Raw genomic sequence first — 21114 nt, 5'->3', positions numbered from 1 at the left:
CTTTGTTTTTTCTTTCCGGTATGGTTTCCCGAAGTCCAGCCTCGTCCGCTTGCATCCAAACATTTTATGGGTATATCCGTAGGTAGAAATGTGGTATGACATTTCTGATACCTACATGAATAACCGCGCGGAATCAAAAATATTTTTATCCATGTGGGTATCCCTTCGTCCAACGACAGCCAGGGAGTACCCATGCCTCTTACCGATACCCATATCCGCAGTCTGAAACCCGACCTGAGGCCCCGCAAGTATTTCGACGGCGGCGGTCTGTTTCTTTTCATTCCCACCAGTGGAAGCAAGCTCTGGAGAATGGCCTACCGTTTTGACGGAAAGAGCAAGCTGCTCAGTTTCGGGGAATATCCTACCGTATCTCTCAAGGATGCCAGAGAACGCCGCGAAGACGCGAAGCGTATGTTGTCCAGAGGCATCGACCCGTCAGACCATAAACGTCAGATGCGGCAGGCCAGAGCCACGGCGGAACGCGACAGTTTTCAGAATATCGCCAGAGAATGGCATGAAACCCGCATGTCAGAGTTTTCTGAAAAGCATCAGGGAACCGTCATGTACCGGCTGAAAACCTACATCTTTCCTCGCATCGGCAAAACGCATATCGCCAAGCTGGAAACACGGGATATCATGGACGTGGTCAAGTCTCTGGAGCAGAGGGGAAACTACGAGACCTCCCGGAGAGTGCTGCAAATCATCAATCAGGTGTTCCGTTATGCGGTCATCACAGGCCGGGCAAAGCACAATATCGCAGCCGATCTTCGGGGAGCCTTGAGGCCGAGAAAAACGGTCCACCGCGCGGCGGTGCTGGAACCGGAAAAAGTCGGTCAGCTTTTGCGGGATATCGACGCCTACGAAGGTTATTTTCCTCTGGTCTGTGCCTTGAAGCTGGCTCCGCTGGTTTTCACCCGTCCCACGGAACTGCGGGCTGCCCAATGGAAGGAATTTGACCTTGAGTCCGGGGAGTGGCGCATCCCTGCCGAACGCATGAAAATGCGCCGTCAGCATCTTGTTCCCTTATCCAGACAAGCGATATCCATTCTTCGGGAACTTCAGAAATATTCCGGGGAGGGAACATATCTTTTCCCTTCCATCCGCACGGAGGTACGGCCCATTTCCGATGCGACCATGCTCAATGCGCTCCGGCGCATGGGCTATCAGAAGCACGAAATGAGCGTGCATGGTTTTCGCTCCATCGCGTCCACGCTGCTCAACGAACTTGGTTATAACCGGGACTGGATAGAGCGGCAGCTTGCCCACGGAGAACAGGATGAAGTGCGGGCAGCATACAATTACGCAGAATACCTGCCGGAACGCAGAAAGATGATGCAGGATTGGGCGGATTATCTGGATGGACTGCGCCACGCAAAGCGGAAAGAAAGCGGAGATACGGTATGAAAGAGAACGCCATGACAGAACGGAATGTCTGTATCGTTATCGGGAAAACAGAGGATGAAACGCAGGTGACGGAAAACGACACTGGCTGGAGCGAAGAAGACAAGGACCGTATGAGACAATACGGCTATGACGACATGGATATCATCCGGGTATGGTATAGCTGAAACAGGTTTTACAGGAAACAGCGGTAGCGAGGACATTGGAAGTCCCTGCCGCTGTTTTTTGTTGTCCATTTTTTGACAACAGACTATGCTTTTTTCCATGATAGACCGGCAGATTATTACCCTAGGCAGAGTACGGCAGGCGTATGGCCTGACTGTCAGAGAAGGCGACATGCTTGTTCAGGCGCTCTGGCCTGACGCAGTTCAACCTCTGGAATTATGGCGCACAACATATGAATCCTGCTGGCAGGCATTTGTTGCTGGCAGTCACGCCGCATATGGAACGCAGATACCGGAATTTCCTTCAGGGCCGGAACTGGTGGCGGGCATTCAGACATATCTGCTTGGCTTTGATGTGATGGAATTTTTCAGAAAGATATCAACGCTTGTTCCTGTTACCTCCCTACAATATGGGTTGAATGTCATTCTTGAAGAATCCTTTGAAGATACGGCGTCTGTCTTTCCCAAGGAACGAGAATTTCTGTTCAGCAGTTTGAAAATACTGAGCACAACAGACATCTTCGCGCAGTATTCACCGGATTCACCTCTCTTTGATAAGCCGATATTCTCCATTCCCGCCTCAAGTTATCACTTTATTGCACATATCTTTGCTGATACTATAATGGTGGATAGGAGCGTCGCCATCAGGCAGCTTCGCTACTATCCCCTGCGCCGGGAAGTGAAAGGCATCACCCGTGCTCTTGTGGAAGCCGTTTTACAGACAGCTTCGCCGGAATCTTCCGTTGCCGATAAAGTGGCGGCAGTTCCCCTGTGTGAAAGGGCACCGCAGGATGAAAAATTTATTTTCCGTATTCCCGGAGCCGTCTGGCAAGGAAGGCCGGACGCCGCCGTCCGTGACGCCATGAAAGAAAAGTATCCTCTTTCGGTCATCGCTTATGTTCTTCTGTACTGGTGTGGTCCTCAAAAATCCGAGACCAGTCACAAAACCCCGCAGGGCAGAAAGACACATGTGGGACGTTTGCTTGCGGGCAAAGAGTACAGGGACGACAAATCCTATCGCAATTTGATGGATATGCTCCTCAAGGAAGCGGAGACATACACCATAGTCAAGGCGTGACCAGCCTGCTGTTTTCCCGTCTTTTTGAGAAGTTCCCGTTCTTTTCCCGTCCGATTCCCTCACGGGAATCTTTGGACGTGTGCCAGAGTCTCCTGAAATCCAAACAGATTCAGGAGATTTTTTTATGAAACAGCACCAACCGTCCATCCCCGCCCACGGCCTTTTGCGTCTTCCTCAGGTTCTCAGCATGATTCCCATAAGCAAGAGCGCATGGTGGGAAGGCTGTCGGACCGGGCGTTATCCCAAACCCGTGAAACTTGGTCCCAGAACCACGGTCTGGAGAGCAGAAGATATTGCCGCGTTCATCGAAAGTCTTGGCAGGCAGGGGGAAGAGCATGAGTAATCCCCTGCAAAATTTTCGGGACATCCTGACCGACAAGGGCTTGATTCCGTCTGACATCGAAGCGGACGGAAAACTGCATCGTTGTCCCACGCAGACCAGGCCGCATAAACAGAACGGCGCATACATCGCGCATGTTGACCCTCCTGCCACGCTCTGGTGGTGCAACTGGGAGAGCGGAGACCAGGGGACGTTTACTGAAATGGATCAGAGAACGTTCTCCCCGGCTGAAAAGGAAGCATGGCAGAAACGGCAACACAACATTCGTCATCAACGAGAGGAAGAATGTGCCCGCCGGTATGAAGCAGCGGCAAAACAGGCCCAGGGCGTCTTGGATGCATCTTTTCCCTGCTCGTCGGAACACACATATTTACGGCGTAAAGGCGTTCCCGCGCTTGGTGATATGCGTCAGACCCGGAGCGGTCTGCTGCTCCTTCCAGTCAGGGATATATCGGGAACCTTACAAAGCCTGCAATATATCGCCCCGGACGGGACAAAGCGTTTTCTCACGGGCGGCAAAGTACAGGGAGGACATTTCATTATTCCCGGCAAGTCGGAAAAGCCTCTAGCCCTTTGCGAAGGTTATGCTACGGGAGCAAGCATCCATCTAGCCGTCAACTGCACCGTATATGTGACGTTCTCAGCCAATAATCTGCCTGTCGTGGCCAATCTTGTGAGACACAGATTCCCGGAGGCTTCCATCCTTATTTGTGGTGACAATGATGAAGCAGGCCGCAGTAAAGGGCAGGAAGCTGCTCAAGCAGCACAGACTCGATTGGTCCTGCCCAAGTTTACCACCGGCGAGGGGAAAGACTTCAACGACCTGCATCAGAGTGAGGGGCTGGAGGAAGTTCTCCGTCAGGTGGAAGAGGCCATGCATACAGCTGCCCGTCCGTCTCTGATTTCTCTGGACATGGGGGAGTTTCTTTCCATGTCCATACCTGAACGGGGGTATCTTTTATCCCCCATTCTTCCGGTTCAAGGGATAGGCATCCTGTATGCTCCGCGCGGCATCGGCAAGACGTTTAGCCGTTGCCGTGGCTTCCGGCGGTGCGGTGTTCAACTGGCGTGCGCCGATGCCTAAACGAACGCTGTATGTGGATGGGGAAATGCCTGCCACATCCATGCAGAGTCGTCTTGCAGCGCTTGTCAGCGGTATGTCCGTTCCTCCGCATACGTTGAAAAACATGGCGCTCATCACACCGGACCTGCAACCTTGTCCCATGCCGGATTTGTCCACCGCCGGTGGGCAGGGCATGATTGAGCCTTTTCTGCAAGGTGTGGACATGGTGGTGCTGGACAACATTGCTACCTTGTGCCGCACCGGCAAGGAAAATGAATCGCAGTCCTGGCAGACCATGCAGGCATGGCTGCTGGAGTTGCGCCGCAGGGGTATGACCTTCCTGCTTATCCATCATGCCGGAAAATCCGGCGACCAGCGTGGCACCAGCGCCAGGGAAGATATTATGGACACGGTGATCAGCCTGCGCAGACCCAGGGAATACAGTATGGCCGAAGGAGCACGTTTTGAGGTCCACCTGACCAAGGCACGGGGCATATTGGGTGATGACGCCAAACCATTTGAGGCCAATCTTGTTACCGAAGGTAATGCGCTCCACTGGCAGGTCAGAGAGCTGGAAGACGTTGAACTGGAAAGCTTGAGACGACTTTTAAAAGAAGGCTACAGCATCCGCGACTGCGCAGAGGAAATGGGGAAATCCAAAGGGGCCATCCAGAGACTGAAAAAGAAATTGGAGGAACATTTCTGAAGGCTCATATGATCAGGTGTACCGCTGTACCGCCTCTTAAGCCGTGGTACAGCGGTACACTCGCAATATTCGATCCGTCAGTTATCCGGTGATGTCCGGTCAGGTCCGAATACGTCATCCCCTTTTGTACCGTTTGAACGGGAAAAGTGTACCGCTTTTCTGCCGCATCAGAAATGGTGCAGTCATGGATACAAGGAAGTTTCATCATGTCCTACCTCGTCCTCCATATGGATAAGTTCAAGAAAGAGGCCATACGCGGCATCCAGAGCCATAACCGGCGGGAACGGGAGAGTCACAGCAACCCCGATATTGACTACGGCAGGAGTACGGCGAACTACGAATTGCACGAATCCGCGTCGACAAACTATGCCGGGGCCATTCAGCGCCGCATTGACGCTCTTCAGTTGGCCAAAGCAGTGAGAAAGGACGCCGTGCGTATGTGCGGGCTTATCGTCACCTCGGACAGCGCCTTTTTTCAGAATCTTTCTTCAGAAGACGCCAGACGATTCTTTGAGGAGAGCAAAGCCTTTCTTACGGAGTTTGTAGGGGCGGAGAATGTCGTTTCCGCAATGGTTCACATGGATGAAAAGACGCCGCATATGCACTTTTTCCATGTGCCGGTCACGCAGGACGGGAGACTCAACGCCAACAAAATTTATACGCGTCAGAGTCTGCGAAAACTGCAATCCGAACTTCCCGCCTATCTGCAAAGCCGAGGTTTTGCCATTGAACGAGGCGTGGAGCAGACGCCCGGTTCCGCCAAAAAGCATCTGAATACCCGCGAGTTCAAACAGCAGAAAGAGGAACTGGCACGGCTGGCGCAGGAAGCTGCTGCCTTGATGCGTGATTCCTTGCAGTCACTTGGGATTCTGGGACAACGCGAAGAGGAATTGAAAAAGAGCATCGAAGCCTATGAGCGGCAGGCCGAGGAGGCGGAAAAAGTCCTTCGTGAAGACTCTTCCTTGCCGAAAGCCTCACTTTTCAATTATCCGTCTGTGCTGGAAAAAGCCTCCTTTATTATTGAAGAGCTGAAAAAGGCGCTTGCCGTCAAGCATCTTGTCCAGACAGAGAAGGAAATCCTGAAACGGGAAGTGGACTCGCTGCGTAAAAAACAGACACGCCTTGAAGCGGAATACACGACACACAGAAAGCAAAGTCATGAGGAAAAAGAGGCTCTGGAATTTCAGTTGAAGAAGATGGAGAGAATCATGGCCGGCTATCGGGAATTTTTGCTTCTGCCGGAAATCAGACCGCTGCATCTTGAATTTGTGGAGCGCAAATGTGCTGAACAGCTTCAGCGCCAGGAAGAGGGACTGCAGCGGCGGGAGCAGGACTCGCGGGACAGCGAGCATCGGCAGGCAATGACCGTCCGTGGCACGAGGATGCGCTAAGGCGTCGGGGAGAAATCTTCGCACAGACCGAAGATATAGCCCACTATGCTTCACTTCGTGAAGCGTGGGCGACCGTCCCGCTCGACCGGAAAGGCAAAACGCCAATTCGAGTCAGTGCGTTGGAGAAATACAGGGGAAAACACCATGAGTATCACCGTGACACAATTGAAAGATATCGACAGAACCTTGCCATGCTTACCCTCGGTTCCACCACACTGGATGGAAACGTGTCATAAGCGTGAAGTTGGCTGTTTTTACCTTGGAACGGACCAAAACGCCGCGCGGTATCAATTGACGAGGGCTTTTTTCTTACCTAAAAAAGAAAAGGAGGAAAAACAGTTGTCCTTGTCCCCTTTTCACGCCCTGTACAAAGCCCATAAGCTTTCAAACTACGCCTTTGGTCAGGACAGACTGACGGCTGTTTTCGCGTCTTCCAATATTGAAGTCTATCCCTACCAGATAGCAGCCGCGCGTTTTGCCTTGCGTTCACCGTATCTGAAAGGCGTTATTTTGTGTGACGAGGGTTCGTTGGGTAAAACGTATGAAGCCCTGTTGATCATCAGCCAGCTTTGGTATGAGGGCAAAGACCGGCTGTTGCTTGTTGTGCCCACTCCCTTGCTTTACCAATGGCGCGAGACCATTGATAAAAGTTTCTCTGTTCCCTGTTTTGCATTGGACTTGGCCACGGTTCATGACGTAAGCTACAATGGGGACGGCAATCCTTTTCTTCAGGATGGGATTGTTCTGACGACCTACGACATTGCGGCGCAAAATGTCGAATACATCGCCAAGGTGCAGTGGGACGCGGTTGTTTTTGAAGAAGCCCACCATCTTCGCCGGATATACGCGGACACCAACAAGACCGCCGCTGTTTTGAAAAACGCGGTCGGCAGAGCCTTCAAGATTCTGCTTACGGCCACGCCCATGCAGAACTCCATCATGGATCTGTACGGTCTGATTCATGTTATTGACGAGACGGTGTTTCCGGATGAAAAAGCGTTTTACGAGCGTTATTTCCGCAAGCCTGAAAACTATCCGGAACTGGCTGACAGAGTCGGCCCCTTCTGTTTTCGGACCACCAGACAGGAAGTAACGAACTACGTCAAGATTCCGGACCGCATTCCGATTACCGCTGAATTCACGCTCACTCCCAAAGAGCAGGAACTGTATGATCTGCTTGATAGGTATGTGCAAAAGGGGAGCAGGGTCGCATTCCCGAACATGGACCAGTACGATCTGGCGCTCCTGTTCTTTCGCACTTTTTCCTCCTCCACATTTGCTTTAGACAAACTGTTGCGCGGCGTAATTCGACGGATGGAATCCAGCGCTGAAATAAAGAGCGCGCATATTGCCGCTGAACTTTCCGAACTTCATCACATGCAGACTTTGGCCTCCTGCATCAAACAAAATGCCAAGGCTACAGAACTGCTTGCAGGCTTGAAGCAGGGCTTTGCCCGGCTCAAGGAACTGGGCGCAAAGCAGAAAGCCCTTATCTTCACCGAAAACCGGGCCACGCAGGATTTTTTGTTTTCCCTGCTGGATAACGGCCCGTACAAGGGCAGGGTGCTGACCTATCACGGCGGGAAAACCCGCGAGTATTCCATCATGAAACGCTTTCAGGATGAGGCGAAAATTCTCATTTCCACGGATATCGGGGCGGAAGGTTTCAATCTGGAATTCTGTTCCTTTGTTATCAACTACGATTTGCCGTACAATACGCTCACCCTTGAGCAGCGCATCAACCGTTGTCACCGACAGGGGCAGCAGTCGGACGTGATCATTCTCAATTTCCTGAACCGCAACAATTTTGCTGATGTGCGTACTCTGGAGCTGATCAACAAACGTATTCTGCAATTTTCCGGCATCTTCGGCATGTCGGATACGGTAATCGGCAACTTCAGCAATGATTCGGAAGGCAATTTTTCCAACATGCTCGCCAAGGCCCGGACCAGACAGGAGATAGAGCAGACCCATCAAAGCACATTGGAGCGGTTTGAAGCGCAGAACAAAGAGCTTGTAAGCCGGGCCGAACATTCGCTGTTCACTTCCTTCACCAGGGATATAGCGGAAAAGGTTTACATCACCCCGCGCTATATCGAAGCCAAGACAAAAGAGATTGAAGACGACCTGTGGTATGTCACTCGCTGGTTTTTTGCAGGAAAACAGGGCTTTCGTCTGGATGACGCAACCCGCACGGTTGCCGTTACGCATCTTCCGCCGCCCAAGGTATTCACCGGCAAGGCGTTGCGCCGCATGGAATATGGCATGGCCAAAGACTATCAGCCGCGCTCCGGCCGTCACACGGTCACCGGTTCTCTTGCAAGAGGTATCTTTGGAGAAATGTTCTGGCGCGGCATTCCGGAAAGCGGGAGCCTTGTTGTAGACGCGGATATTGAGCCGTGCGAACTTGCATTGTATGAAGTGCGGGTTCGGCCCAAGGGGAACTTTTGGGGCGGGTATGCCTTTTATCCGCTGACAGGGGAAACCCGTTCCGGCCGCGTGCTTTCCCATGACGAATGCGCCGCGCTCATGGCCTTACCGGTGCGTGACTTCTCTGTACGGGGCGAACCTGTGGGCAAACGTAACCGCCATTTGCGTCCTGCCGTGGAGCATAAGCTGGACAGACTCATTTCCGGCGATGATTTTATCCGCAAGGTGCTTACGGAAACCGATTCAGCGGAAAAAGAGGCCGTCAACGCTTTGAAAAACAAGGCGGCCGAGCGTAAAGTCGAGCTGATGCGCCGTCTTGAGGGGTTACGCTTCCAGGTGAAAACAGCCAGGGCCGCTTTGGACAAGGAGCTTTCGCGCATGGAGCGACTGTCCCTGCAACGCCGATGCAGCCGATTGACCGCAGAGTTGAGGCGGGCGGAACAACAACTGTCCGCTCAACACCGTCAACTGGACACGGAGCTCGAAGAACACATACAAGAGCTTTTGGCTGACGCGCAACTTGCCGCAACGATGGAACGTCTGTTTGTGGTACAGGTAAGCGGCACGGCATGATTTTCAGGAAAACCGGGTGATTTTATGGAAAAACTAGATAGTGTCGTCAAATTTAAAAGTATGTTATAATCTCTTCACTTACAATGAGGAGAGACCATATGGCGGCACATCGGAGGCATGATATTTCCGACAAGGTATGGGCAAATATTGAAAAACTTCTTCCCGGTTCCAAAGGCTCTGTCGGTCGTCCTTCCGCCGATAACCGATTGTTTATCAACACCGTCTTCTGGATACTGAGAACCGGGGCTCCGTGGCGGGATTTACCCCCCGATCTTGGCGACTGGAAAAATACACATCGCCGCTTCTGCCGATGGCGAGATCGGGGAGTTTGGGAGAAAATACTCGAAGCTCTCATTGTCGAACCTGATTTTGAATGGCTCATCATTGATGCCAGTCATTGCAAAGTACATCCCCATGCGGCGGGCGCTGCGGGAGGTAATGAGGCCATGAGCCGCACAAAAGGGGGCTCAACTCAAAAATACACCTGGCCGTGGATGCGCATGGTATGCCGGTCAGAGTTATTGTTACAGAAGGTACCCGAGCTGATTGCAAAGAGGCCTGTGCGTTGATTGACGGGTTGAGTGCCGGGGCACTTTTGGCTGATAGAGGCTACGATACGGAGAGTATTCTCCGCAAAGCAGGTGAATCCGGTTTCCAGGTTGTCATCCCGCCAAAGAGAAGTCGTAAAATATCACGCAACTATGACAGAGAGCTCTACAAAGTCAGGCATCTTGTCGAGAATGCTTTTCTCCATCTCAAGCGCTGGCGGGGAATTGCCACACGATATGCCAAAAGATGTGCATCTTTTCTTGCCGCCGTTCAAATCAGATGCATATCTTTGTGGGCAAACATAATTTGACGACACTATCTAGAAGGACTCTCCAAGAATATTGAACTGACCGAGCGCGAAAAGCTGGCTTCGGTTTTCCCGCAGTGCTTTGTGGAGGGCAAGCTGGATATCGACAAGCTGCTTTCACTCTGCGGCGAATACATCCTCAAGGATTTTGAGAAGTACGAATTTACCTGGAAGGGGAAAAGCGAGTGCCTGCGCCTGGCCCAGCAGCGTTCTACGGCAACGCTTCGTCCGTGTCCTGAAGAAAGCGTCAACTTCGACACCACGCAGAATCTGTATATTGAAGGCGACAACCTGGAAGTCTTAAAGCTGTTGCAGGCTTCGTATTTTAGGCAGGTGAAGATGATCTACATCGACCCGCCGTACAATACGGGCAACGATTTTGTGTACGAGGATGATTTTAAAGACCCGCTCGAACGCTACAGGGAAGTGACCAGCCAGACCACCAAAAGCAACCCTGAGGTCATGGGCCGCTTTCATACCAACTGGCTGAACATGATGTACCCGCGCTTGCGCCTGGCGGCGAATTTGTTGCGTGATGACGGGGTTATTTTTATTTCCATAGATGACCATGAAGTGCATAACTTGCGGAAGTTATGTGATGAAGTTTTTGGGGAAGAGAATTTTGTCGCCTGTCTCGTTTGGGAAAAAGGGCGAAAAAACGACGCCAAACTTTTTTCAGTTGGTCATGAGTACCTTCTCCTTTATGCAAAGAGTCTGTGTAGACTCCGGGAGCTTAAGACTATCTGGCGCGAAAACAAACCAGGAACAAAAGAAATTTGGGAGAAATATTTAAAACTTCGTGAAGAATATGGCACCGATGATGCTTCAATTGAAAAAGAACTACAACAATGGTTTTCGTCGTTACCAGCAAAACATCCTTCAAAAAAATGGAGTCGATATAAACGGGTTGATGCAAATGGCCCTTGGCGAGATCGTGATATTTCATGGCCCGGCGGCGGAGGTCCTCGCTATGATGTAATTCATCCTATAACTGGTAAAGCGTGCAAAGTGCCTGAGCGTGGCTGGATCTACTCGTCACCTCAAGAAATGCAACGACAAATTTCTCTGGGATTGGTCGAATTTCGTAAGGATGAAACAGATCCTCCATTCCGCAAGGCACATATACGCCCCGTGCATTCTGGAGATGAATTGGATTTAGTTAATGAAGAATCCAACGAAGAAGAACTAGCGACCCAAGTACGTGGAAGTTATTTCTATAAACAATCGCAGGTCGCTATTAAATATTTTAGAAAATTGCTGGGTGGAAAATTTTTCGATAACCCCAAAGATCATTTTGAACTTGCAAAACTTTTTGACTACGTTTGTGGTGATGATTCGAATGCGATAATTCTGGACTTTTTTTCTGGATCTGGAAGTACGGCCCATGCGGTGATGCAGCTCAATGCAGAAGACGGAGGCAAGCGTCGTTTTATTATGGTGCAGCTTCCGGAACTTTGTCCGGAAAGTTCGGAAGCGTTCAAGGCCGGATACAAAAATATCTGTGAAATAGGCAAGGAGCGCATTCGGCGGGCCGGTGCGAAGATACTTGAGAATATCGAACCTGCAAAGCAGCATGAAAAACAGATGACAAAACATGCGGAACAGCTTTCGCTTGTCCCTGATGGTGAAGATGCTTCAGGTAATTCTCCGTTGCCTGACACCGGTTTCAAGGTCTTCAAGCTGGATTCCTCCAATCTGAAAACCTGGGACAGCACGCCCTTCCCGGAAGATGATCTGCTTTCCATCAGCAACCGGCTGCACAATATGATCGACCGGATAAAGCCGGACCGGACCGATCTGGATGTAGTGTATGAAATCATGCTCAAGATGGGCGTTCCCCTGACGTACAACGTGTCGTCGGTGGATATTTCCGGCAAAACCGCCTGGTCTGTGGGGGATTTTCTGCTGCTTATCTGCCTGTCGGACGGTCTGACCGTGGAAATGGTCGAGGAAATGGCGGAGTACGCGCCGGGGCAAATCGTTCTGTCCGAAAACTCCCTGGCCGACGATACGGCTATGTCCAACGCCTTCTATATCCTGCGTGACAGGAATATTGAGCTGAAGTTAGTCTAAGTTTTTTGATAATTGTGTAAAAATAGTGACATTCTGTATCGTCTGGAATCTATTGCAAAGGGGACATGTAAATGATTCAAAGAATAAACGTAAAATGCCTCACTTGTGGTACCATTTCGACTCTGAGGATTGATATTGGTCACTCAAAAGAACAAAAACATGTATTTAACTGTTCTGGATGTGGTGAAGAGATAGAAATAAAGCTTGATTTATCGAATCCACCTAATGTTGGTTTCGATTTAGTTAATAATTGTGAATGCTGTGAGGAGGAAGGCATAATTGAAAATTTATCTTCGGAAAACCAAATTCCAGAAAGTTATAGGCATGATCCATTCTTTAGTCCCGGAATTTTTGCCGCTCAGCAATTGTTTGCCGAAATGAAAGAAAAAGGGGTAACATTAGATCGGAAAGAATATGAAAGAGGTGTGTCAGAAGCAGAAAGGATCTTGCGTCTTGATGACGAGTGGCCAAAAATTAAAAGGGCTTGGTCTCAATTCAATAAGAATAATATTACTCTTGCAGACAATATATCAAAACAAAATAGCATACAATATCCGGAGAGTGCTGCTGGTGCTCTTCACTGGATTTATGACTTTTGCGCAAGAACCCTTTGTAACGGTAGGATTCAATTACTCATCGATGCAAAAGAGAAAATTTATGAAATAGCAGAAAAGTATGAAGAAGAATTTGACAAATATTTAGTTTACCATAGTAGCAATGTAAAAAATAGGATTAGAAAGTATTATTCTATATTTGAAAGATTTTTTGATGCCTATTCTGAATATTCACAACTGTTCATAAGTTATAAGTTGAATAGACCTTTCATTAAAAGCGCTTTGTCTTCATATGATTTCGCTAAGACGCGTGACTTTTATGGATTTGCTTTTGAGGTCCTTGGTTCTGGTGCTGTTACTTTTGCAGCTATTCAAAATATTGAAGCAGGAATAGAATATGATACATTCGCCACAAAAGATTTTACATTAGATAATTATTTACAGATAGATAAAGTAAATAGAATAAAGTGCTTTGAGAGAATACCGGAATTTATCAATATTTATTCAGAATATAATGTTTCGATTCGTAACGGCTCTCATCATGCAACATTTGAATACGATCCAACAAAAAAAATAATATCGTACCAACCCAAAAAAGATCCCCAAAAAATATATACAATCGATTATTTTGACTACATAAACGGGTGTGTTGAATTATTGTTTTCATGTTCATCAATGGTTTGTATTGACATTTTACTTTTTATATTGGCTATGAAAAAGCAAAAAAGTAAAAAAAGTCGACATAGCTAACCAGGTAACCTAATTATTAAGTTAATACTTTAAGGATTTATATTTTAGACTGTCATGAAACTTAAGTTTATCAAACAATCTTTCCAGACAGCCGCCGTCAATGCTGTGGCTGATCTGTTCATCGGTCAGGAAAAGAAGACCGCCACCTTCTCTATTGTCCAGGGCGAACAGTTTTCCCTGCTGGAAAATCAGTACGGTATCGGCAATGCCCTGCTTATTGATGACGCCGCCATGCTCGCCAACATGCAGGCAGTGCAGAAACACAATACCCTGCCCATGACGCATGATCTGGAAGGCAGGCAGTTCAGCGTGGAAATGGAGACGGGAACCGGGAAAACCTACGTCTATACCAAAACCATCTTTGAGCTGCACAAGCGTTTCGGCTTCGCCAAGTTCATCATCGTGGTGCCGTCCGTGGCCATCCGCGAGGGGGGGTACAAATCTCTGCAAGTCACGCAGGAGCACTTCGGCGTTCTCTACAACCGTGTTCCGTGCCGTTATTTCATTTACAACAGCGCCCGTTTGTCCGATGTGCGCCAGTTCGCAACCAGCGCCAACATCGAAATCATGATCATCAACATCGACGCGTTTAAAAAGGCCGAGAACGTCATCAATCAGGTTCAGGACCGGCTCTCCGGCGAATCCGCCATGCGTTTTATCCGCGATACCCGGCCCATAGTGATCATTGACGAACCGCAGAGCGTGGACAACACGCCCAAGGCAAAGGAAGCTATTGCCTCGCTGAATCCGCTCTGCGTGCTGCGTTATTCCGCTACCCACCGGGAAAAAGTCAATCTGCTGTTTCGCCTGACGCCGGTTGACGCCTACCAGATGGGACTGGTGAAGCAGATCTGTGTGTTTTCCAACCAGGTGGCCCACGGATTCAACAAGCCGTACATCAAACTGCTTTCCGTAACCAAAGACGACAAGGGCTATCGGGCCAAAGTGGAAATGGACGTCGCCGCTAAAGACGGTAAGGTGTCCCGCAAAAACGTCACCATAAAACCGAATTCAGACTTGTTTGTCCTTTCCGGTCGGCGTGAGCTTTATGAAGGGTACACGGTGGCGGGCATCGACTGCACACCGGGATATGAATGTGTTGAATTCGGCAATACGGAATTTCTTAAACTAGGCCGGACCATCGGCGGCATTGATGAGAACATCGTCAAGCGGGCGCAGATTCGCCGCACTATTGAGACCCATTTTGACAAGGAATTGCGCCTTACGAAAAAGGGCATCAAGGTACTTTCTCTGTTCTTTATCGACGAGGTTAAAAAATACCGCACCCCGGAAGGCGGAAAAGGGCCTTATGCGGAAATGTTCGAGGAGTGTTACCACGAACTTTTGAATCTGCCGAAGTACGCCGAGCTTAAGGAGCGGTTCCGCAATCCGGTTGAAAAAGTGCATGACGGCTATTTTTCTCAGGACAAAAAGGGCCACTACAAGGACACCAGAGGCGATACCCAGGACGACACCAGCACCTACAACACCATCATGAAAGACAAGGAATGGCTGCTGTCTTTTAACTGTCCGCTGCGTTTCATTTTCTCGCATTCGGCTCTGAAAGAGGGATGGGACAACCCCAACGTTTTTCAAGTCTGCACGCTGATTGAGCAGAAATCTGTATTCACCTGTCGTCAGAAAGTCGGGCGCGGCCTGCGTTTGTGCGTGAACCAGGACGGCGAGCGCATTGACGACAAGGATATCAATCTGCTGCACGTCATGGCGAACGAGAGTTTTGCCGAATTTGCGGCCACGCTCCAGAAGGAAATCGAGGATGAAACCGGCCTGAAGTTCGGCGTTCTGCAACTGAGCCTGTTTACCGGGATGACGTACACGGATACCATTGAGGAACAAAAGACCATCACCCCGGAAGAAGTCGCGCAGATTGTCGCGCACCTCGAAAAACAGGGTTACATTTCACCCGAAGGTCGGGCGCAACCTGCGCTGCAGACCGCCGTTGAACAAGACAGCCTGGATTTGCCGAAGGAAGTGGCTGCGGCTACGGTGGAAGTCGCCAAAGCAATCACATCGGTTACCGCGGCAAGCACTGCCGCGGCCACGCCGGTGACAACCGCCGCCTTGAAAACCGCCCTGTGCGGCGCGACCTACACACGCACCGTACAGACGGAAAAGACCGTTTCCTATGAGGACGCCCAGGAATTGCTGAACCACTTGCACGCCAAGGGCTACACAGACAAAAACGGCAACATCAAGGATACCCTGAAAAATGCTCTGAAAACTGGGACTCTGGATCTGCCGAAAAAATTTGAGGCGGCGCGCGAACGCTTTGAATCCATCATCAGGAATGCGGACAGGCGTCCCCCTCTCCGCGACGCTTCCAAAGACGTGACGGTCAAGCTGAAGAAACAGGTCACGGCATCTCCGGAATTTCTGGAGCTATGGAACAAGATCAAGCAGAAAACCACATACAGAGTCAATATCGACAGCGCCGTACTGATCAGCCGGTGCGTCAAGGACCTGCAGGAGATGGATCCCATACCCTCGGCCCGGCTTGTCACGCAAAACGCGATCATTCATATCGAGTCAGCCGGGGTAAGCCATCAGGAAACGGGAATGCGGACCACGGATATCCAAGACAGCTACAGCAACATGCCGGATGTGCTGGCTGTCATCGGTGAACAGACCCTGACCAAGCGATCTACGGTCTGCGAAATCCTGCTTCAGAGCGGACGCTTGCAGGACTTGCGCAACAATCCGCAACTGTTCATCGAGCGCGCGGTGGAAATTATCCGCAATCGTCGCCATCAACTGGCCGTGGACGGCATCAGCTATCTCAAACTGGCCGGGCAGGAATATTATATTCAGGAAATTTTCGACAGCGAAGAGCTTATTGCCAACCTGGAAAAGAATGCCGTATCTGTCGAGCACAGCGTCTACGATCATATCATTTACGACAGCAGCACTGTGGAGCGTCCCTTTGCTTTGGCCTTGGACAACGATCCTGACGTGAAAATGTTTTTCAAAATCCCTCGCGCATTCAAAATTGAAACCCCCATCGGAACCTACAACCCGGACTGGGCCGTGTATCTGGATCGCGACGGCGAGAAAAAACTCTACTTCGTCCTGGAAACCAAGGGTGACACCAGCGTTTTCGGCCTGCGTACCCCGGAAGCCCTGAAAATCCACTGCGGCAGACAACACTTCAAGGCATTGGATAATGGCGTGGAGCTGCGGGTGGCAAAGGACTGGAAGGAGTTCAGGGTGGGAGTTTAGACGTGGATGAAAAGAGCTATTTAGACGATCTGCCGCAGCGAGACGCTGCACATGACATTGAAAAGGCCGCTATAAATGCTTTTGAAAATGCCATAACAGAGGCGGGACTGTTTGTTGTTCAGCAGCGTAATGATACGAATGATTATGGTACCGATATTCAGATTGAAGCTCGTATCGGGGCTTCAATGACGAACTTTCGCGTGCATGTACAGCTTAAGGGGACAGAATGCAAAGAAAACTCCGATGGAAGTGTAAGTATTTCCATTGATAGAAAAAATTTGAACTACCTTGTACGCCAGCCTCATTCTATTTATGTCTGTTATCACCTTCCATCAAAACGACTTCTGGTCCAAACCGCAGACGACACCTTACAGCAGTATGAACAAAAAAGCTCGAATTGGCGTACACAGAAATATATAACTATTAAATTTAAAGAATATTTTAGCGTTGTTTTTCAAAATAAGCTGCATAGTCTGGTTATGACAGACGGAAAATTTTTTATGGAACAGCGCTTTCAATGTATTACTACATCTCCAAAGCAACTTAATAAGATACTTAATACCGTCTCTAGTCCTATATATTTGTCGGGTGAGCCTCAGCGCGCATATCAAATACTTGTCGAAATGTTCAAAGCAGGTCAATACGATAAAATAAGTGACTCATTCCCCAAGTTTGATGCGGTGTTGGGTAAATATCCTGAGGCAATCGCATTGGCTTATATGGCAGAAATAAATCTGGGTATTGATGAGAACAGGTTTGATGTGAAACGTGTCCAAAAGGCTATCCCCTTATTTGAGGCTCTCCGTTCTAAACAGGGGCATCAACAAGGCGATCTCACATACTGCATTGGAAATGCCTATTCTATATTGCAGGACTATCAAAATGCGTTGTCTTCATATTTGCAGGCAATAACAGAATTCTCTCTTCCGGAAGACGCGCATGAAGCTGCTATGTGCTATAAAAACATAGGAGCTGTGCATAAATCCTTGGGTAATTCTACTGATGAACGGAAATCCTATGAAAAGTCTTTAGAGCTGGACCCCTATTTGCCTGAAGCTCATTTCGCAATGGGCGTGTGCCTGTACACTGAAGGAAAGTATCAGCCCGCACTTGAACACTTGGATAAAATCATTTGGGATGTGGACTCATTATCGCGTTCTTTATCTGTGAATGCATGGCGAATCCCCATATTGTTTAATTTAAAAGATTCGGCTGGAGCATTCAGGGAGATCAATACCCTACTGAGTCATGTCAGGATGTTTGAGTGGATATTGCCCTGGTGCGGCAAGTTCGTGTCGCAATTCGGGAAAGAATCTATAGAATCTATTCAGAAGTCATTGCTTTTTTGGAAGAAGTATCTTCGTGATTTTCCCGAAGACACAAAAGGAAAGTACGAATATCTCATATGTTCATGGCTACTTCACGAAGAGGATTTTCCCGTTGATCTAAATTTTGAAAGTTTTAAGCGGGAAATGCTGGAGTTGATGGATTCCGGCACCATTGATTCTGCATTTTTATGGGATCGCATTGGTCACTGGGCACAGACAGACGGTTTATGGGAACGAGCTGAAGACGCATACCGAAAGGCTTGCCAACAGGAACCGGATGAGTATGGTTATTGTCTTGGTGTAGTTTTAAATCATTTAGGAAAATATGCTGAAGCTCTTTCCATCTTGCTTCCCCAAGCTGAAATACATCAGCCGGATGAACTTAGCTGGTATCAGGTCGCGCGGGCATATGAAGGGCTTGGAAATATAGAAGGTTGTAGAAAAGCATATAAAAAGGCCATAAAAATCAATCCCGATTATACAGAAGTATGGTTTGAGTTTGGAGGAAGTCTTTGGAATTTAGGAGATCGGGATATGGCCTTCAAAATATGGGAAAATGCTATTGCACGATTTCCCAAGCATGAATCCGTCAAGATAGTAGAGCAATTTTTTGCAGGAGAGGGGCCTGCTTTTGGCAGTGTGAAGCAGCGAGACACCGACTGATTTCGGCAGTAAGTAGTGTAAGAAAAATTTTGTAACTTCTGAAAATGGAAGAGCATCCTCAAGTCGGTTAGCATTTTGTTCACACGCGAAATCCTTTTCAGACCTGAACCAGCAAGCTGTCTTATCAGGAAGGGAAGAAAAATTGGCGTCTGACGCCATCCCCCAAAAATTTTTGATTTAAGAGGTATTTTTGTAGGTATCTATGAATGGTAAGATATAAAAAATTAATAAATTAAATAGATTGTAATTGAAAATTTATCCGCCTGGGGACGCCAAAAAAATCAAGCACTTACATAAAAATGTAAGTGCTTTTTCGTTGTGGGGCAAATTTGCCCCATACTATGCCCCACAAAATTCGAGAAGTGACTTTCCCTCCCAAGAGTCGGTATTTCAGCCCCAGATGGATACCTGCTGGAGAGCTTTTACCTCTCAAATCAGGTTTCAATAACTGTACACCCAGCAGAACTTGACTCAGGCAAAATGAAAGGCTGCTCCTCCGCCAGAAGATGCACCCTTTGTGATACGCGAGGCGGTATTCTCTCTTTTCACCCGTTACCTTTTATAGAAGCGTAGGTCACCATATCAAGAAAATAGAGAAAAGTATCACCGTCTTCATCTTTCAGCAGAAAGACGCAGGTTTTTCCCGCTTTATCTACGAACACGTCTTCGTCATAGAAAAACAGGGGACCGGTATATTTTTCGTACTGTCTCTCAAGCTGAGTTCTGATGGTGTCGCCAGTGTCGGCGCTGTCCTCAAGGTGGAGAACATACTCTATCAGTTTGTTATTGAGAAAAGAGTAAAGAACGGTACACTTCTGTTCTCCTACCAGCTCCCGGGTAAGCATGACCTGAACAGGGATATTGAAAAGAAGGCTTGTGCTTTCTTCCATGAAGGGGTGGGCGATATGGCGTTCCCCAATGACCCGCTCAATGGATTCTCCCCATTTCGGGAAGTTTCCCAAAGGTGTTTCCCCCGCATGCCCGTAGGAAACAGTTGTCAATATTCCGGCAAAAAGTAAGTAAATAATACCGCATTTCATGCAACTTTCCCGGGATTCGGCGAGCTAAAGAAGAAAAAAACCGGGCACGGCGTCCTGTCCGGCGTGCCCGGTTTCATGCCTTAGAATGTCCACTTCAGCCCGGCGGACACGTTATATTCGCGGGTGAAGTGTTCGCCGTGTTCACGTTCGGCCTGCATGTAAAGACGGAGGTTGTCCGTGGCCTGCCAGTCTACGCCCACGCCATAGTAGCCGCGAGTACCTTCCAGGTCGGAGGTCATGCGGACGCCGTTGAGACGGGCTTCTTGTTCTCCCAGGAATTCATGGTTCAGGCCGGCCTTTACATAGGGCTGGATGTAGCGGGAGCCGTTGCCGCCATCCAGAGCGAACTTTTTGCCGAGCACGAGACCGGCGCGTCCGGTCAGGGAATCCATGTCTTTCTGGTCAATTTCCATGCCGTTGCTGGCCGTGAAGTCACCGCCTTTCACCCAGAAATAGGAAAGCTGGAGTTGCGGTTCCACGAACCAGTGGTCGCGTCCTCCGTTACTAAAGCCGAAGTCTATCCTGCGTCCGGCTTCCAGCGAAGCGCCAAGCCCGTAAGAAGAACGGTCGTCATGCACACTTGTGCCGTCACGCATCGTGGCACGGATTTCGTGATTATACCAGTCCATTGTGGCGGCGGCGTCCACATACCAGCCGTCGTAATGAACCCATGTGGAGTACAGGCCGCCTCCCATGCTGGTCAAATTGCCATGTCCGCCCCAACGCCCGTTGGTATGCTGGTCGGCATGGGCGCTGCGGAGCTGCATTCCTATAATCCAGTCATATTGTTCACCATCAGCAAGTAGCGTATCGTACCCGATGGAGCCTCCGTACAGGTTCTGGGTAAAGCTGGAACTTGCCAGTCCGTCGAGACGGGACTTGTCGGCGAAGCCGCGCACCCACAGGCCGGTCTGCGAGCCGTAGCGCACTTCGCCCAGACGCTTGCGCAGGTCGGTGAGCTGGCCGTACCACATGGCATAATGCCCGGCCAGACCGGAAAGTGAGGCTTCCGCTTCACCCGTCGGCGTGTCTGGGGCGATGCCGGAAGAGACACGTTTCAGATACCATTCCTGTCCGTCGTTGCCCGTCCGATCTGCCAGCTCGTAAAAATACAGCCCCTGCTCCACCTTGCCGTCTTTGTTGGACAGCGAGAACGAAGCGCTGCCTTCATGTTGTTGGACAATGAAGGAATTCATTGCTTCGCGATCCGCGCCCGTGCCGGTGGGAATTACCTCAATCTGATGCGTCCCCGATCCCTTGTCGATGATGATTTTGTCGGCCTTATCATTTTTGATGTCTGTATTGACCCGGAAAATACCGCCTTCACCGGTTAAGTTGTCCGCCGTCAGGGTGCGGAATCGGGAGGTTGTGGTCGGGACGTTGTCATAGGTCAGATTCACGATGCCGCCGTTCTGCATGACAAGCGTGGAGACCGGAGAGTCTCCTGTCATGTTCCAGCGCGCGCCG

At 49.5% G+C, this 21114-nt stretch carries 15 protein-coding genes; 13 read left to right on the top strand and 2 right to left on the bottom strand.

The features are described from left to right. The first annotated feature begins 192 nt into the window (after nt 1–192). The 13 genes from ABGT79_RS04625 to ABGT79_RS04565 all read left to right on the top strand — a co-directional run bounded on the left by ABGT79_RS04625 (nt 193) and on the right by ABGT79_RS04565 (nt 18607). Nucleotides 193–1404 (top strand): phage integrase central domain-containing protein, encoded by a 1212-nt coding sequence (locus tag ABGT79_RS04625; protein ID WP_346665221.1) that lies wholly within the window; start codon nt 193–195, stop codon nt 1402–1404. Next, on the top strand, nt 1401–1568 hold the full coding sequence (locus ABGT79_RS04620; protein WP_346665220.1) for a hypothetical protein: 168 nt from the start codon (nt 1401–1403) through the stop codon (nt 1566–1568). Before ABGT79_RS04625 ends, ABGT79_RS04620 begins: the two co-directional genes overlap by 4 nt. 85 nt (nt 1569–1653) lie before the next feature. Next, nucleotides 1654–2643 (top strand): hypothetical protein, encoded by a 990-nt coding sequence (locus tag ABGT79_RS04615; RefSeq protein WP_346665219.1) that lies wholly within the window; start codon nt 1654–1656, stop codon nt 2641–2643. Between the two features lie 124 nt (nt 2644–2767). Further along, entirely contained in the window at nt 2768–2986 is a 219-nt protein-coding gene (locus ABGT79_RS04610; protein ID WP_077073114.1) for an AlpA family transcriptional regulator, read from the top strand. Beyond that, nucleotides 2979–4067: a toprim domain-containing protein gene (locus ABGT79_RS04605; RefSeq protein WP_346665218.1), complete on the top strand. Its 1089-nt coding sequence runs from the start codon at nt 2979–2981 to the stop codon at nt 4065–4067. The genes ABGT79_RS04610 and ABGT79_RS04605 overlap by 8 nt, the downstream gene beginning before the upstream one ends. Continuing rightward, nucleotides 4021–4752 (top strand): AAA family ATPase, encoded by a 732-nt coding sequence (locus tag ABGT79_RS04600; protein WP_346665217.1) that lies wholly within the window; start codon nt 4021–4023, stop codon nt 4750–4752. Before ABGT79_RS04605 ends, ABGT79_RS04600 begins: the two co-directional genes overlap by 47 nt. A gap of 206 nt (nt 4753–4958) precedes the next feature. Continuing rightward, nucleotides 4959–6143: a MobV family relaxase gene (gene mobV / locus ABGT79_RS04595; RefSeq protein ID WP_346665216.1), complete on the top strand. Its 1185-nt coding sequence runs from the start codon at nt 4959–4961 to the stop codon at nt 6141–6143. Nucleotides 6144–6287: 144 nt separating this feature from the next. Continuing rightward, nucleotides 6288–9146: an SNF2-related protein gene (locus ABGT79_RS04590; protein ID WP_346665215.1), complete on the top strand. Its 2859-nt coding sequence runs from the start codon at nt 6288–6290 to the stop codon at nt 9144–9146. A 98-nt stretch (nt 9147–9244) separates the two neighbouring features. Next, nucleotides 9245–10005, top strand: a protein-coding gene (locus ABGT79_RS04585; protein ID WP_346665214.1) for an IS5 family transposase whose coding sequence is annotated in 2 segments (ribosomal slippage) — nt 9245–9602 and nt 9602–10005 — 762 coding nt in all. Because the reading frame shifts where the segments join, the coding sequence is not laid out codon by codon here. An 81-nt stretch (nt 10006–10086) separates the two neighbouring features. Further along, a complete protein-coding gene (locus ABGT79_RS04580) occupies nt 10087–12075 on the top strand; it encodes a site-specific DNA-methyltransferase (RefSeq protein WP_346665213.1) in 1989 nt (662 codons plus the stop codon). A 71-nt stretch (nt 12076–12146) separates the two neighbouring features. Further along, nucleotides 12147–13379, top strand: a complete 1233-nt coding sequence (locus ABGT79_RS04575) for a hypothetical protein (RefSeq protein WP_346665212.1) — start codon at nt 12147–12149, stop codon at nt 13377–13379. A 54-nt stretch (nt 13380–13433) separates the two neighbouring features. After that, entirely contained in the window at nt 13434–16616 is a 3183-nt protein-coding gene (locus ABGT79_RS04570; RefSeq protein WP_346665211.1) for a DEAD/DEAH box helicase family protein, read from the top strand. Nucleotides 16617–16618: 2 nt separating this feature from the next. Further along, nucleotides 16619–18607, top strand: a complete 1989-nt coding sequence (locus ABGT79_RS04565; RefSeq protein ID WP_346665210.1) for a tetratricopeptide repeat protein — start codon at nt 16619–16621, stop codon at nt 18605–18607. Between the two features lie 545 nt (nt 18608–19152). On the opposite strand, the gene ABGT79_RS04560 is transcribed toward ABGT79_RS04565, so the two are convergent. Beyond that, nucleotides 19153–19647 carry a hypothetical protein gene (locus tag ABGT79_RS04560; RefSeq protein ID WP_346665209.1) on the bottom strand — a complete coding sequence of 165 codons (495 nt, stop codon included), beginning with the start codon at nt 19645–19647 and terminating at the stop codon, nt 19153–19155. Between the two features lie 80 nt (nt 19648–19727). Then, nucleotides 19728–21098, bottom strand: coding sequence for an autotransporter outer membrane beta-barrel domain-containing protein (locus tag ABGT79_RS04555; protein ID WP_346665208.1), 1371 nt, complete (start codon nt 21096–21098; stop codon nt 19728–19730). Nucleotides 21099–21114 lie beyond the last annotated feature (16 nt).

Source organism: uncultured Mailhella sp. (assembly GCF_963931295.1).
Classification (GTDB): domain Bacteria; phylum Desulfobacterota; class Desulfovibrionia; order Desulfovibrionales; family Desulfovibrionaceae; genus Mailhella.
Note: the sequence above shows the minus strand (reverse complement) of the source record. Positions and strands in the feature narration are given on the sequence as shown.

Excerpts from the sequence above, each read along its gene's own strand:
- ABGT79_RS04570 (WP_346665211.1), top strand. The coding sequence starts at position 13,434 with ATGAAACTTAAGTTTATCAAACAATCTTTCCAGACAGCCGCCGTCAAT.
- ABGT79_RS04610 (WP_077073114.1), top strand. The coding sequence starts at position 2,768 with ATGAAACAGCACCAACCGTCCATCCCCGCCCACGGCCTTTTGCGTCTT.
- ABGT79_RS04575 (WP_346665212.1), top strand. The coding sequence starts at position 12,147 with ATGATTCAAAGAATAAACGTAAAATGCCTCACTTGTGGTACCATTTCG.
- mobV (WP_346665216.1), top strand. The coding sequence starts at position 4,959 with ATGTCCTACCTCGTCCTCCATATGGATAAGTTCAAGAAAGAGGCCATA.
- ABGT79_RS04560 (WP_346665209.1), bottom strand. The coding sequence starts at position 19,647 with ATGAAATGCGGTATTATTTACTTACTTTTTGCCGGAATATTGACAACT.
- ABGT79_RS04625 (WP_346665221.1), top strand. The coding sequence starts at position 193 with ATGCCTCTTACCGATACCCATATCCGCAGTCTGAAACCCGACCTGAGG.
- ABGT79_RS04605 (WP_346665218.1), top strand. The coding sequence starts at position 2,979 with ATGAGTAATCCCCTGCAAAATTTTCGGGACATCCTGACCGACAAGGGC.
- ABGT79_RS04590 (WP_346665215.1), top strand. The coding sequence starts at position 6,288 with ATGAGTATCACCGTGACACAATTGAAAGATATCGACAGAACCTTGCCA.
- ABGT79_RS04620 (WP_346665220.1), top strand. The coding sequence starts at position 1,401 with ATGAAAGAGAACGCCATGACAGAACGGAATGTCTGTATCGTTATCGGG.
- ABGT79_RS04615 (WP_346665219.1), top strand. The coding sequence starts at position 1,654 with ATGCTTTTTTCCATGATAGACCGGCAGATTATTACCCTAGGCAGAGTA.
- ABGT79_RS04555 (WP_346665208.1), bottom strand. The coding sequence starts at position 21,098 with ATGACAGGAGACTCTCCGGTCTCCACGCTTGTCATGCAGAACGGCGGC.